At 55.6% G+C, this 13,697-nt stretch carries 14 protein-coding genes and 1 other annotated feature; of the genes, 11 read left to right on the top strand and 3 right to left on the bottom strand.

The features are described 5' to 3' along the window. Positions 1 to 178: 178 nt before the first annotated feature. Together sltY and trpR are read left to right on the top strand one after the other, a co-directional pair. On the top strand, positions 179 to 2,116 hold the full coding sequence (gene sltY, locus IM313_RS06220; RefSeq protein WP_192971589.1) for a murein transglycosylase: 1,938 nt from the start codon (positions 179 to 181) through the stop codon (positions 2,114 to 2,116). A 55-nt stretch (positions 2,117 to 2,171) separates the two neighbouring features. Further along, positions 2,172 to 2,501, top strand: a complete 330-nt coding sequence (gene trpR / locus IM313_RS06215; protein ID WP_024907404.1) for a trp operon repressor — start codon at positions 2,172 to 2,174, stop codon at positions 2,499 to 2,501. On the opposite strand, the gene yjjX is transcribed toward trpR, so the two are convergent. Next, positions 2,492 to 3,007, bottom strand: a complete 516-nt coding sequence (gene yjjX / locus IM313_RS06210; protein ID WP_041911281.1) for an inosine/xanthosine triphosphatase — start codon at positions 3,005 to 3,007, stop codon at positions 2,492 to 2,494. The two genes, trpR and yjjX, sit on opposite strands and share 10 nt — an antisense overlap. A gap of 49 nt (positions 3,008 to 3,056) precedes the next feature. Here yjjX and gpmB point away from each other — a divergent pair, with 49 nt between their 5' ends. After that, positions 3,057 to 3,704 carry a 2,3-diphosphoglycerate-dependent phosphoglycerate mutase GpmB gene (gene gpmB, locus IM313_RS06205; RefSeq protein ID WP_008502057.1) on the top strand — a complete coding sequence of 216 codons (648 nt, stop codon included), beginning with the start codon at positions 3,057 to 3,059 and terminating at the stop codon, positions 3,702 to 3,704. On the opposite strand, the gene robA is transcribed toward gpmB, so the two are convergent. Further along, positions 3,701 to 4,570, bottom strand: coding sequence for an MDR efflux pump AcrAB transcriptional activator RobA (gene robA, locus IM313_RS06200; protein ID WP_028015450.1), 870 nt, complete (start codon positions 4,568 to 4,570; stop codon positions 3,701 to 3,703). The genes gpmB and robA overlap by 4 nt on opposite strands. A gap of 211 nt (positions 4,571 to 4,781) precedes the next feature. On the opposite strand from robA, the gene creA reads away from it, so the two are divergent. Genes creA through creD form a run of 4 tightly spaced genes read left to right on the top strand, consistent with a single transcriptional unit; the run spans position 4,782 to position 8,789 of the window. Beyond that, positions 4,782 to 5,252: a protein CreA gene (creA, locus tag IM313_RS06195; RefSeq protein WP_014882476.1), complete on the top strand. Its 471-nt coding sequence runs from the start codon at positions 4,782 to 4,784 to the stop codon at positions 5,250 to 5,252. A 14-nt stretch (positions 5,253 to 5,266) separates the two neighbouring features. Continuing rightward, positions 5,267 to 5,956, top strand: a complete 690-nt coding sequence (gene creB / locus IM313_RS06190; RefSeq protein WP_192971590.1) for a two-component system response regulator CreB — start codon at positions 5,267 to 5,269, stop codon at positions 5,954 to 5,956. Continuing rightward, a complete protein-coding gene (gene creC / locus IM313_RS06185) occupies positions 5,956 to 7,380 on the top strand; it encodes a two-component system sensor histidine kinase CreC (RefSeq protein ID WP_059357849.1) in 1,425 nt (474 codons plus the stop codon). Before creB ends, creC begins: the two co-directional genes overlap by 1 nt. Positions 7,381 to 7,436: 56 nt before the next feature. Next, a complete protein-coding gene (gene creD / locus IM313_RS06180) occupies positions 7,437 to 8,789 on the top strand; it encodes a cell envelope integrity protein CreD (RefSeq protein ID WP_048999017.1) in 1,353 nt (450 codons plus the stop codon). A gap of 46 nt (positions 8,790 to 8,835) precedes the next feature. Here creD and arcA read toward each other — a convergent pair whose 3' ends face one another. Further along, positions 8,836 to 9,552, bottom strand: a complete 717-nt coding sequence (gene arcA / locus IM313_RS06175) for a two-component system response regulator ArcA (RefSeq protein ID WP_003856501.1) — start codon at positions 9,550 to 9,552, stop codon at positions 8,836 to 8,838. Between the two features lie 95 nt (positions 9,553 to 9,647). Here arcA and yjjY point away from each other — a divergent pair, with 95 nt between their 5' ends. From yjjY to thrA, 4 genes are all read left to right on the top strand, one after another. Further along, positions 9,648 to 9,788, top strand: a complete 141-nt coding sequence (yjjY, locus tag IM313_RS06170) for a protein YjjY (protein WP_085928893.1) — start codon at positions 9,648 to 9,650, stop codon at positions 9,786 to 9,788. 399 nt (positions 9,789 to 10,187) lie between these two features. Then, complete coding sequence (locus tag IM313_RS06165) at positions 10,188 to 10,874, top strand: tRNA/rRNA methyltransferase (protein WP_045259421.1); 687 nt, start codon at positions 10,188 to 10,190, stop codon at positions 10,872 to 10,874. A gap of 211 nt (positions 10,875 to 11,085) precedes the next feature. After that, entirely contained in the window at positions 11,086 to 11,154 is a 69-nt protein-coding gene (gene thrL / locus IM313_RS06160; RefSeq protein ID WP_015572623.1) for a thr operon leader peptide, read from the top strand. After that, positions 11,093 to 11,210, top strand: a sequence feature (Thr leader region). It overlaps the preceding gene by 62 nt. Before the next feature lie 24 nt (positions 11,211 to 11,234). After that, positions 11,235 to 13,697 carry a bifunctional aspartate kinase/homoserine dehydrogenase I gene (gene thrA, locus IM313_RS06155; protein WP_192971591.1) on the top strand — a complete coding sequence of 821 codons (2,463 nt, stop codon included), beginning with the start codon at positions 11,235 to 11,237 and terminating at the stop codon, positions 13,695 to 13,697.

Below are 13,697 nucleotides of genomic sequence, written 5' to 3'. Positions count from 1 at the left end.
GTGTAGCCTTTTTCACGCCCTAATCCCAGCCAGGAACGTCGGGAGTGTTAAAACGCGCAAGAAAGGTAAAAAAGTGTCCATGACGTGGCGCGTTGCTGGATGCCTGGTTAGCATAAGTTGTTGTGACTTTGACGTGGCAAGACGCTGCAATTGACGAAAAAACAATGAGGAAGAGCTTGTGGAAAAAGCCAAACGGGTGGTCTGGCGTCTGCTGGCTGCCAGCGTATGCGTAATGGCGGTAAGCCAGGCGGTGCATGCCGATTCACTGGATGAACAACGTAACCGCTACGCCCAGATTAAACAGGCGTGGGACAACAAGCAGATGGATACCGTGCAGGCGCTGATGCCGACGCTCAAGGATTATCCGCTGTATCCGTATCTGGAGTATCGCCAGATTACCGACGATCTGATGAACCAGCCGACCGTCACCGTGAATAATTTCATTCAGGCGAACCCGACCCTGCCGCCTGCCCGAAATCTCCAGTCTCGTTTTGTGAATGAGCTGGCGCGGCGTGAAGACTGGCGAGGCCTGCTGGCGTTTAGCCCTGACAAGCCGAATACCACCGAAGCGCAGTGTAATTACTACTATGCGAAATGGGCGACCGGGCAGCAGGAAGAGGCCTGGGCCGGGGCGAAAGATCTGTGGCTGACCGGCAAAAGCCAGCCGAACGCCTGTGATTCCCTGTTCGGCGCATGGCGCGCTTCCGGCAAGCAGGATCCGCTGGCCTACCTTGAGCGCATCCGCCTGGCGATGAAAGCCGGCAACACGCGTCTGGTGACCGCGCTGGCAGGGCAGATGCCGTCCGATTACCAGACGATCTCCTCGGCGGTTATCGCGCTGGCAAACGATCCGAACAGCGTCCTGACCTTTGCCCGCAGCACGGGCTCGACCGATTTTACCCGCCAGATGGCGGCGGTGGCTTTTGCCAGCGTGGCGCGTGACGATGTCGAAAACGCGCGGCTGATGATCCCGCAGCTGGTGCAGGCGCAGCAGCTGAATGAAGATCAAACCCAGGAGCTGCGCGACATCGTGGCCTGGCGACTGATGGGCACGGACGTGACCGACGAACAGGCGCGCTGGCGTGACGATGCGATCATGCGCTCAAACTCGACCTCGCTTGTCGAGCGCCGCGTGCGCATGGCGCTGGGCACCGGCGACCGCCGTGGCCTCAACACCTGGCTCGCGCGTTTGCCGATGGAAGCCAAAGAGAAGGACGAATGGCGCTACTGGCAGGCGGATCTGCTGATGGAGCGCGGCCGTGAAGACGAAGCCAAAGAGATTCTTCACTCGCTGATGCAGCAGCGCGGGTTCTACCCGATGGCGGCGGCGCAACGGCTGGACGAGGAGTACACGCTTAAGATCGATAAAGCGCCCGCTAACGCGAACCCCGCTCTGACGCAGGGGCCAGAGATGGCGCGCGTGCGCGAGCTGATGTACTGGAACATGGATAACACCGCGCGCAGCGAGTGGGCCAACCTGGTGACCAGCCGCACCACGGATGAAAAAGCGCAGCTTGCCCGCTATGCGTTTGATAATCGCTGGTGGGATCTGAGCGTGCAGGCGACGATTTCAGGCAAGCTGTGGGACCATCTCGAAGAGCGTTTCCCGCTGGCGTATAAAGATCTGTTTGACCGCTACACCAGCGGCAAAGATATCCCGCAAAGCTACGCCATGGCGATTGCCCGTCAGGAGAGCGCTTGGAACCCGAAAGTTCGTTCACCGGTGGGTGCCAGCGGGCTGATGCAAATTATGCCGGGGACGGCGACGCATACGGTGAAGATGTTCAACATTCCAGGTTACAGCAGCCCGTCACAGCTTCTCGATCCGGATACCAACATCAACATCGGCACCAGCTATTTGCAGTATGTCTATCAGCAGTTTGGCAATAACCGCATCTTCGCGTCGGCGGCGTATAACGCCGGTCCGGGCCGCGTGCGCACCTGGCTTGGCAACAGTGCAGGACGCATTGACGCAGTGGCGTTCGTGGAGAGCATCCCGTTCTCGGAAACGCGCGGCTACGTTAAGAACGTCCTGGCCTATGACGCCTACTATCGCTACTTCATGGGGCAGAAAGATACCCTGATGAGCGATGCCGAGTGGCAGAGACGTTACTGATCGGCATGGGTTGTGTTATGCTGTACTCGCTAAAGAGTACAAGAGGCAGCATAACATGACCCAGCATTCCCCGTATTCCTCGGCAATGGCCGAACAGCGTCACCAGGAGTGGCTTCGTTTTGTGGAGCTGCTTCGCCAGTCTTACGAGCAGGATTTGCACCTACCCCTCATGCAGCTGATGCTTACGCCGGACGAGCGTGAGGCGCTGGGCACGCGCGTGCGGATTATTGAAGAGCTATTGCGCGGTGAGATGAGCCAGCGCGAGCTGAAAAACGAGCTGGGCGCGGGCATCGCGACGATCACCCGTGGATCGAACAGCCTGAAGTCTGCGCCGGTTGAGCTGCGCCAGTGGCTCGAGTCAGTCTTATTGAGCGATCAACGATAAATGGCGTTATGAAACGGGCTCAGCGCCAGGATCACCGCCTGATGGTAAACCCCTGAACGCGTGAGCTTACCCGCCGTAAAGACGCCAATCGCCCCTTCTTTACGCCCAATCTCATCAATGCCGGTGTACTGTGACATCACCGGCCCGAGCGCTTCACCTGCACGGACTTTTTCCAGAATGATCTCCGGCAGCGGCAGGGTGGCTGAGCGCGCTTCGCCGCGCTGCTCACGGCTTTCAATCACCACCCAGCTAAAGGTTGCGCCTTCGTCGATACCTGCTTCAATGGCGACCCAGAAGTCAGCCTTCGGGGCCGCGGCTTTTGCATTTGCCACGCGATTTCGTGCGCCAGCGCGCGTTTCCTCGCTGCCAAACGGCTGTTCAGGTACGCCACTCTCGACGCCTATGGCCTCAATATGGCAGGATCCTTCGCCGAAAATCTCTTCAAAAGCCTTTAGAATTGCCTGAATTTTGGCAGGATTGGTGGTAGCAGAGACAACATGGTGCATAATTAAGCTCGATTCAAAAAAACTCATCGCAGTATAACGGAAAAAAAGCATGTTACAGGTATACCTTGTTCGCCACGGTGAAACGCAGTGGAACGCCGAGCGACGTATTCAAGGCCAGTCAGACAGTCCTCTCACCGAGAAGGGTGTGCAGCAAGCGTGGCAGGTGGCGGAACGCGCCAGAACGCTGGGCATTACCCACGTTATTACCAGCGATTTAGGTCGCACACAGCAGACGGCGCGCATCATTGCCGACGCCTGCGGCTGCGATGTGATGCTTGAGCCGCGCCTGCGCGAGCTGGATATGGGCGTGCTGGAAAAGCGCCATATTGATACGCTGACGGAAACGGAAGAGGGCTGGCGCCGCACGCTGGTGAACGGTACCGAAGATGGTCGTATTCCTGAAGGGGAATCCATGCAGGAGCTGAGCGTGCGTATGCATGCCGCGCTGGCGGAATGCCTCAAGCTTCCGGCAGGCAGCCGTCCGCTGCTGGTGAGTCACGGTATCGCGCTCGGCTGCCTGGTGAGCACCATTCTGGGGTTACCGGCTTACGCTGAGCGTCGGTTACGCCTGCGTAACTGCTCCATTTCCCGGATTGATTATCAGGAAAGCGCATGGCTGGCGTCGGGCTGGGTCGTGGAGATGGCAGGGGACATTTCGCATCTCGATGCCCCTGCGCTTGATGAACTGCAGCGTTAACGACGGACAGGAATCAAGAATTCCATACGCAGATTGATTGGGCCTTCTTCCGGTTTGGCATCCTGCGCCGGGTAGTAGCGCTCGATATCCTGACCTTTACGGCGATTCAGATTCAGCATTGGCATGCAGGTCCCGTAAACGGTCAGGATAAACTCCTGGACGCCCGTACCCAGTCCTTCATACGAGAACATCACGTACTCGCCGCCTTCCAGCACGACCGGCTTCGAACCCTGAATGTAGCCATTCGCCAGCTCCGGCGTCAGCGCGGTGGTGTAAAACACCTCCTGCTCGTCGTCTTTTTCCTGGCTTGGGTGCGTTTCGTTGAGGCCATACAGGATCGGCGGAATGGCCGGCGCATGGCTCAGGAAATCGCGCCAGAACTGGACGCGCATCTGATGGCGGAACTCAGAAATCTGCTCCAGAGAGCACGAGTAGCTCTGGGTTGTACCGATCAGATGGGTTTCCGGCAGAGTGACCATTTCGTATTTCGGCATCGCGAACTCGCCCAGACGCAGCGGCGGACGCATGCCAAACGAGCTCCAGTCAGGCGAGCGGCGATAGAGCGCTGGCGTCAACGAGAACTGTTTTTTAAAGGCACGGGTGAAGGTCTGCTGCGAATCAAAACGGTACTGCAGGGCAATATCCAGAATTGGCCGCGCGGTCAGGCGCAAAGCCACCGCAGATTTCGATAAACGACGTGCGCGAATATAGGCACCGATAGCATGACCGGTGACATCCTTGAACATCCTTTGCAGATGCCACTTGGAATAGCCCGCTTTAGCCGCCACATTATCCAGTGACAAAGGCTGGTCGAGATGACCTTCCAGCCAGGTGAGCAGGTCGCGAATAATTCCAGCCTGATCCATATACTATCCTCATCCTTAAAACAGCAGGTGCCTGATAACAGGTTAGCGGATAATAGCATTTTTTGATGTTTTAGCATTCAGTGTTTTTTTTGCGCATTAATGCCTTTTCTCTCTCATTTTGGGTGAATATATTCTAATCCTGTGATCTTGCTACATTTTTGACTAACGTGTTGAATAATCGCTCAATGCAATTTTAAAGAATGGTAACAATATGAAATACAAGACTTTGCTTCTTACTGCCCTGTTGCTGGTAGCGGGCCGTGCGGCGCAGGCGGAACAGATTGGTTCTGTCGATACCGTGTTCAAAATGTTCGGTCCGGACCACAAAATTGTGGTGGAGGCGTTTGACGATCCGGACGTGAAAAACGTCACCTGCTACGTCAGCCGCGCGAAGACGGGCGGTATTAAAGGCGGCCTGGGGCTGGCGGAAGACACTTCCGATGCGGCGATCTCCTGTCAGCAGGTGGGACCGGTTGAGCTGAGCGATAAAATCAAAAACGGCAAAGCGCAGGGCGATGTGGTGTTCCAGAAACGGACCTCGCTGGTGTTTAAAAAGCTGCAGGTGGTGCGTTTCTATGATGCAAAACGCAACACCCTGGCCTACCTGGCGTATTCCGATAAAGTGGTGGAAGGGTCACCGAAAAACGCCATTAGTGCGGTGCCGATTATGCCGTGGCATTAATTCAGGGATGAACCATGCAACAACCTGTAGTCTGGCTGGTTGAAGACGAAACCAGTATCGCCGATACGCTTATCTACATGCTTCAGCAGGAAGGATTTGCAGTAAAAGCGTTTGAGCGCGGTTTACCGGTGCTGGAGGCGGCGCGCCAGCAGGCTCCGGCGCTCGCCATTCTTGACGTCGGGCTGCCGGACATCAGCGGCTTTGAGCTCTGCCGCCAGCTTCTGGCGCAGCATCCGTCACTGCCCGTGCTGTTTCTGACGGCACGCAGTGACGAAGTGGATAAACTCCTCGGCCTGGAAATGGGCGCAGACGACTACGTCGCCAAGCCTTTCTCCCCGCGTGAGGTGTGCGCCCGGGTAAGGACCATTTTACGGCGGATGCAAAAATCCGCCGCCCCAGCGGAGACGGTGCGTATCGGAAAGTTTGAGCTGAACGAAGCTGCCGCGCGAATTAGCTGGTGCGGTGAAGCATTACCGCTCACGCGCTATGAGTTTTTGCTGCTTAAAACGTTACTACAGGCTCCGGGACGGGTTTTCTCTCGTCAACAGTTAATGGACAAGGTGTGGGGTGAAGACGGCGACAGTTACGATCGTACCGTGGACACTCACATCAAGACCCTGCGCGCCAAGCTGCGGGCAGTGAATGAGGAACTGTCACCCATCAGCACCCATCGCGGTATGGGCTATAGCCTGGGGCTTTATTAATGCGTATCGGAATGCGTTTGCTGCTGGGGTACTTCCTGATCGTCGCCATCGCCGCATGGTTTGTGCTGTCGATCTTTGTTCAGGAAGTGAAGCCCGGCGTGCGCAGGGCAACCGAGGGCACATTGATCGATACCGCGACCTTGCTCGCCGAAGTTGGGCGTGAGGATCTTCTTTCGGGCAATGCGCAGCAGGGCAGACTGGCGCAGGCCTTTTTACAGCTCCATCAGCGGCCTTTCCGCGCCAATATCGGCGGCATTCATAAGGTGCGCAACGAGTATCACGTCTACATGACCGATGCGCAGGGCCGCGTCGTGTTTGATTCTGCCGGCCTGGCCGTGGGGCAAGATTACTCTCGCTGGAACGATGTCTGGCTGACGCTTCGCGGCCAATACGGCGCGCGCAGTACCCAGAGCCATCCCGACGATCCGGAGAGCACGGTGATGTATGTTGCCGCACCGGTTGTGGAGCAGGGCAAGATAATCGGCGTGCTGTCGGTGGGGAAACCGAACAGCGCGATGGCACCGGTGATTCACCGCAGCGAGCGACGGATATTGTGGGCAGGCGGGGCGCTGCTTGGCATTGCTTTACTGATCGGTTTTCTCGTCGCCTGGTGGATCAATCGTTCCATCAGTACGTTATCGCGCTATGCCGACTCGGTGACCACTGATACGCCTCTCCCGCTGCCTAATCCAGGCAGTAGCGAACTGCACAAGCTGGCTCAGGCGCTGGAAAATATGCGTATTCGCCTTGAAGGGAAAAACTACATTGAACATTATGTCCATGCGCTGACCCACGAGCTGAAAAGCCCAATAGCCGCCATACGCGGCGCGGCAGAAATTCTCACCGAGCAGCCGCCGCCGCAGGTGGCCGCGCGGTTTATCGATAATATTCTGGTGCAAAACGCGCGTATGCAGTCGCTGGTTGAAAAACTGCTGACTCAGGCGCGGCTTGAAAATCGGGTCGAGATTACGCCCCAGGCCGTCCGCGTCGACCTGCTGTTTACACGGCTTGCCGACGCGCGTTCGGCGCTATTGGCGGCAAAAGAGATTGCACTGACCCTCCAGCCCGCTTCGCTTCTTGTTGAAGGCGATCCCGACCTGCTCGAACAGGCGCTCGGTAATTTACTGGATAATGCTATCGATTTTACCCCACAGGGTGGTGCCATTGAACTGGCGGCCCGGGAAGAGCAGGGGCAGATACGGCTGAGCGTCACCGACAGCGGAAGCGGGATCCCGGATTATGCGCTGGAGCGTATTTTTGAGCGCTTTTATTCCCTGCCGCGCGAGAATGGGTTGAAAAGTAGCGGACTCGGGCTGGCGTTTGTTCAGGAGGTGGCGCGTCTGCACCACGGAGAGATTACATTGCGTAATCGTGATGAAGGTGGCGTGATAGCCACGCTGACACTTCACCGTCCCTTCACATAACTTCAAACTGGCCCCACACAGCCTGGTTACGCTCTCCACATCACAAAGGAGACGTAATGATGAAATCCCCCCTGTTCTGGAAAGTAAGCACCCTGCTGGGGTGCATCCTGCTGTTGTTAGTCCCACTGTTTATGGTGAGTAACCTCATTTCAGAGCGTGAAAGCTACCGCAACGATGTCGAAAATACGCTTCGCCAGAGCACCAGCGGGCCGCAAAAATTGGTCGGCCCGCTGATTGCGATCCCGGTAACCGAGGTTTTTTACAAGTTAGAGGATGAGAAAAAAGTCGAGTACAAGAAAAGCTATATGCATTTTATCCTGCCGGAGTCTCTGCGCGTTGAGGGTAACCAGCGCGTTGAGTCGCGAAATGTCGGCATCTATGACGGACAGATCTGGAATACCGACCTCAACATAAAAGCCCGATTCAACACGGAAAAAATGACGCAGCTGAAAGGGGAGTCGATGACCCTGGGGCAGCCGTTTATCGTTGTTGGCGTGGGCGATGCTCGAGGCATTGGCACGGTGAAAGTCTCCAGTATCAACGGCGAGACGCTAAGTGTGGAGCCGGGTACAGGCGTGTATGGCGCGCTTCCCGGTATCCATATCCCGCTGACTGACAAGGCGCTGGAATTAAAAACGTTTGCTATGGATATTTCGCTGAATCTGACGGGAACAGGAAGTTTTGCCGTGGTACCTGTAGGACGTAGCAGTGAAATGGCGCTGAACAGCAACTGGCCGCATCCTGGCTTTATGGGTAATTATCTACCGGTGAAGCATAAAATTGGTGACACCGGGTTTCAGGCGAACTGGCAGAGCAGCTGGTTTGCGAACAATCTTGAGAGCTGGTTCAACGGAAGCGAGTCGCCGTCATGGGAGTCGATCCCCGCCTTCAGCGTTACGGTAGCCACGCCCGCCGATCAGTATCAGCTGACTGACCGGGCGATCAAGTACGCCATTTTGCTGATTGCGCTGACGTTTATGGCCTTCTTTGTTTTCGAGACCTTAACCGGGCTGCGCCTGCACCCGATGCAGTATCTGCTGGTGGGGCTGTCGCTGGTGCTGTTCTATCTGGTGCTGTTGGCGCTATCAGAACATGTCGGGTTTACGCCAGCCTGGGTAGTTGCAAGTTTGGTTGGTGCGGCGATGAACGGAATGTACCTGCAGGCCGTGCTGAAAAGCTGGAAGCGCAGCGGACTGTTTGTGCTGGCCTTGCTGGGGTTGGATGTGGTGATGTGGTTCCTGCTGCGCTCGGAGGATAGTGCACTGCTGTTGGGGTCTGCGGTTCTCGCGCTGGCGCTGTTCGCCGTCATGTACCTGACTCGTCATTTCGACTGGTATTCGCTTTCACAGCCGAAGCGACCTGCGCCGCCCGCAGAACCTGATAACGACACAATGCGGATCTGGAAATAAAAAAAAACGGCGCAAATGCGCCGTTTTTCATGCGTTAACTGCGGGATTATTCCTGCAGATCACCGCAGAAACGGTACCCCTCGCCGTGGATGGTGGCGATGATTTCCGGCGTATCAGGCGTCGATTCGAAATGCTTACGAATACGACGGATGGTCACGTCTACGGTACGGTCATGAGGCTTCAGCTCACGACCGGTCATTTTCTTCAGCAGTTCTGCACGGGACTGAATTTTGCCCGGATTTTCGCAGAAGTGCAGCATCGCGCGGAATTCGCTGCGCGGCAGCTTATACTGCTCACCGTTCGGGCTAATCAGCGAACGGCTATTGATATCAAGTTCCCAGCCGTTGAATTTGTAGCTGTCGACGCTACGACGCTCTTCGCTGACCGTGCCCAGGTTCATGGTGCGGGACAGCAGGTTGCGTGCACGAATGGTTAACTCGCGAGGGTTGAACGGTTTGGTGATGTAGTCATCCGCACCGATCTCCAGGCCAAGAATTTTATCAACTTCGTTATCACGGCCCGTCAGGAACATTAACGCGACGTTCGCCTGTTCACGCAGTTCGCGCGCCAGCAGAAGACCGTTTTTGCCCGGCAGGTTGATATCCATGATCACCAGGTTGATATCATTTTCAGAAAGGATCTGATGCATCTCTGCGCCATCGGTCGCTTCAAAGACATCGTAGCCTTCTGCTTCGAAAATGCTCTTTAACGTGTTGCGTGTTACCAACTCGTCTTCAACGATAAGAATGTGCGGGGTCTGCATGTTTGCTACCTAAATTGCCAACTAAATCGAAACAGGAAGTACAAAAGTCCCTGACCTGCCTGATACATGTCGCAAATTAACATGATCGGCTTAACGTGACTAAAGTACGTAATTGCGTTCTTGATGCACTTTCCATCAACGTCAACAACATCATTAGCTTGGTCTTGGGTACTTTCCCTTTGGACCCGACAGTGTCAAAAACGGCTGTCATCCTAACCATTTTAACAGCGACATAACAGGCTAAGTGACACCAGACACCCAATAAAACTACGCTTCGTTGACATATATCAAGTTCAATTGTAGCACGTTAACAGTTTGATGAAATCATCGTAGCCGAATGCTAGCCTTTGTCACAATTTTTCAATAAACCAACTAGTTGCGGAGATTGATTTATAAACAAAGCGAATCCAATCAGAACAGGGTATTCACGTTGCCATTATCATTATAAAACATAGGGATAATAGGCTTCTGTTAACATTCTAACTGATTGTTCAGACACAAAATAGTTTAGCGTCTTTAATTTGTTATGAAACGCTATTTCGGTGATTTGTGTTGCAAATTTGTAAATTCGTGCTGCGTAATATGTTGAAGTGCATCACACTTTTCTCCGCTAACTGATTAAAAAGAGAGCATAAATGCATCTGTCGATTGTACTGGTCGCTCCAGCCAGAGCCGAAAATATAGGCGCTGCGGCGCGTGCCATGAAGACCATGGGTTTTACCGATTTACGTATTGTGGACAGCACTGCGCACCTGGAGCCTGCGGCCCGCTGGGTGGCGCACGGTTCAGGGGATATTCTCGATAATATAACGACTTACGCTACGCTTGCCGACGCGCTGCATGACATTTCATTTACCGTTGCCACCACAGCACGCAGCCGGGCGAAGTTCCACTACTACGCCACGCCTGCTGAACTGGTGCCCATGCTGGAAGAGAAAAGCCAGTGGCTTGAGAAAGCCGCGCTGGTATTTGGTCGTGAAGATTCCGGGCTCACCAACGAAGAGCTTGAGCTGGCGGACGTTCTCACCGGTGCGCCGATGGTAGCCGATTATCCTTCCCTGAATTTAGGCCAGGCGGTAATGGTCTATTGCTATCAATTAGCTTCCCTAATGCAAATCCCTCAACCCCAGACGGAAGCCGCCAATGAAAATCAGCTGGCCGCGCTTCGTGCTCGGGTAGAGCGTCTTTTATCGAGCCTTGGCGTTGCGGACGATCAAAAAATGGCCGACTGGCTACAGCAGCGCCTTGGACGTCTTGAGCAGCGGGACACCGCCATGTTGCACCGTTTGCTACACGATATTGAAAAAAAATTGGCCGAGTAAAATGCTGTCATAAGTTTTTACTATGGCGAAATGGTCTGTCGTGGAGGGGTGCGGCTGGGGGATTCGGATGAAAATAAAACGTCACGCAGCGTGACGTGAACGTCCGCGGAATTGTGATCAAATTAAAAATTCATTGACTTAAGGTGCCCGATCCTTTAACCCTAAAAGAATACAGCACAGACAGATAATAATGACAGAGTACACAACATCCATGAAACGCATCAGCATCACCACCATTACCACAACCATCATCATTACCACAGGTAACGATGCGGGCTGACGCGTACAGGAAAAACAGAAAAAAGCCCGCACCTGAACAGTGCGGGCTTTTTTTTCGGCTAAAGGAAACGAGGTAGAACCATGCGAGTGTTGAAGTTCGGCGGTACATCAGTGGCAAATGCAGAACGTTTTCTGCGTGTTGCCGATATCCTGGAGAGCAACGCCAGGCAGGGGCAGGTTGCGACCGTGCTCTCTGCCCCGGCAAAAATCACAAACCATCTGGTGGCGATGATTGAAAAGACCATCGGTGGCCAGGATGCACTCCCGAACATCAGCGATGCCGAGCGTATCTTCGCCGAGCTGCTGCAGGGGCTGGCAGAGGCACAGCCTGGTTTCCCGCTCGCGCAGCTGAAGTCCTTCGTTGAGCAGGAGTTTGCTCAGATCAAACATGTGCTGCACGGCATCAGCCTGCTGGGCCAGTGCCCGGACAGCGTCAACGCGGCGCTGATCTGCCGGGGCGAAAAACTCTCCATCGCCATCATGGCGGGCGTGCTGGAAGCGCGCGGCCACAACGTTACCGTGATCAATCCGGTTGAGAAATTGCTGGCAGCGGGCCACTACCTCGAATCTACCGTTGATATTGCCGAATCAACCCGCCGTATTGCCGCGAGCAAAATCCCCTCTGACCATATGATCCTGATGGCGGGCTTTACCGCAGGAAATGAGAAGGGTGAACTGGTAGTGCTGGGCCGTAACGGATCCGACTACTCTGCCGCCGTGCTGGCCGCCTGTTTACGCGCTGACTGCTGTGAGATCTGGACTGACGTCGACGGCGTCTATACCTGCGATCCGCGCCAGGTGCCGGACGCCAGGCTGCTGAAGTCGATGTCCTACCAGGAAGCGATGGAGCTTTCCTACTTCGGCGCCAAAGTGCTTCACCCGCGTACCATCTCACCCATTGCCCAGTTCCAGATCCCATGCCTGATTAAAAACACCGGTAACCCGCAGGCGCCAGGCACGTTGATTGGTGCCAGCAGCGATGAAGATGGTCTGCCGGTGAAAGGCATTTCCAACCTGAATAATATGGCAATGTTCAGCGTCTCCGGTCCGGGGATGAAGGGGATGGTCGGCATGGCGGCGCGCGTTTTTGCGGCCATGTCACGCAACGGTATCTCGGTGGTGCTGATCACCCAGTCCTCTTCCGAGTACAGCATCAGCTTCTGCGTGCCTCAGGTCGACTGTCTGCGCGCCCGCCGCGCGCTGGAAGAAGAGTTCTATCTGGAGTTGAAAGAGGAACTGCTGGAGCCGCTCTCCATTCAGGAGCGCCTGGCGGTGATTTCCGTGGTTGGCGACGGTATGCGCACGCTGCGCGGTATCTCCGCCAAATTCTTTGCCGCGCTGGCGCGGGCCAATATCAACATCGTGGCGATTGCCCAGGGCTCGTCCGAGCGTTCAATCTCGGTGGTGGTGGATAACGATGACGCCACTACCGGCGTGCGCGTGGTTCACCAGATGCTGTTCAACACCGATCAGGTTATCGAGCTATTCCTGATTGGCGTGGGCGGCGTCGGCGGTGCGCTGCTGGAGCAGGTGAAGCGCCAGCAGGAGTGGCTTAAGAAAAAGCACATCGATCTGCGCGTCTGCGGAATTGCGAACTCGAAAGCGCTGCTTACTAACGTTCACGGTCTGAACCTGGAGAACTGGCAGGCGGAGCTGGAAGAGGCGAAAGATCCGTTCAACCTGGGGCGCCTGATCCGTCTGGTGAAAGAGTATCACCTGCTTAACCCGGTTATCGTTGACTGTACCTCGAACCAGGCGGTGGCCGACCAGTACGCCGACTTCCTGCGCGAAGGCTTCCACGTGGTGACGCCGAACAAAAAGGCCAACACCTCGTCGATGGATTACTATCACCAGCTGCGCCTGGCGGCGAGCAAGTCGCGCCGCAAGTTCCTGTACGACACCAATGTCGGCGCCGGCCTGCCGGTCATCGAGAACCTGCAAAACCTGCTGAACGCGGGCGACGAATTGCAGCGCTTCTCCGGCATCCTTTCCGGCTCCCTGTCGTTTATCTTCGGCAAGCTGGATGAAGGGATGAGCCTGTCGGAAGCCACCCGTGCCGCGCGCGAGCTGGGCTACACCGAGCCGGATCCGCGCGACGATCTCTCCGGGATGGACGTGGCGCGCAAGCTGCTGATCCTTGTGCGCGAAACGGGCCGCGAGCTGGAGCTTTCGGATATCGTGATTGAGCCGGTGCTGCCAGCCGAGTTTGACACCAGCGGCGACGTCAGCACCTTTATGGCGAATTTACCTCAGCTTGACGATGCCTTTGCCGCACGCGTTGCGAAAGCCCGTGATGAAGGTAAGGTATTGCGCTATGTTGGCAACATTGAAGAGGACGGCGTATGCCGGGTGAAGATTGCCGAAGTGGATGGTAACGACCCGCTGTACAAAGTCAAAAACGGCGAAAACGCCCTCGCGTTTTACAGCCACTATTATCAGCCATTGCCGCTGGTGCTTCGCGGCTATGGCGCAGGGAATGATGTGACGGCGGCGGGCGTGTTTGCCGACCTGCTGCGTACCCTGTCATGGAAGTTAGGAGTTTAA

The organism is Enterobacter cloacae complex sp. P2B (assembly GCF_014895985.1).
GTDB lineage: Bacteria > Pseudomonadota > Gammaproteobacteria > Enterobacterales > Enterobacteriaceae > Enterobacter > Enterobacter bugandensis.
Note: the sequence above shows the minus strand (reverse complement) of the source record. Positions and strands in the feature narration are given on the sequence as shown.